The sequence below is a fragment of the Bacillus sp. mrc49 genome, from assembly GCF_002803435.1.
In genome coordinates, this window is the sequence record NZ_PHNG01000079.1 from 1 (window position 1) to 334 (window position 334).

At 58.4% G+C, this 334-nt stretch carries 1 protein-coding gene; it reads left to right on the forward strand.

Going from position 1 to position 334, the window contains the following annotated elements; genetic code table 11:
* Nucleotides 1-334, forward strand: a 334-nt coding sequence (locus tag CVN76_RS00560) for a DMT family transporter (RefSeq protein WP_157805382.1), incomplete at both ends; no start/stop codon positions are given.

The following is a 334-nucleotide window of genomic DNA, read 5'->3' on the forward strand; positions in this document are numbered from 1 at the left end:
GGGGTGCTGTTAGGCGTGTGCGCGGCGATGGTCTGGGTGACTTATGGCGTGGCGCAGAAAGTGTTGCTGCGTCGATTAGCCTCGCCGCAGATTCTGGTAATGTTGTACACTTTATGTGCGATCGTGCTATTCCCTCTGGCCAAGCCTGAGGTGATTTTCCAGCTCAGCGGCTGGCAATTGGCCTGTTTGCTGTTCTGTGGCGCCAACACGCTGATTGGCTATGGTGCGCTGGCGGAAGCAATGGCGCGCTGGCAGGCGGCGCAGGTGAGCGCGTTAATCACGCTGACCCCGCTGTTTACCCTGCTATTTTCAGATTTGTTGGCGCTGGCCTGGC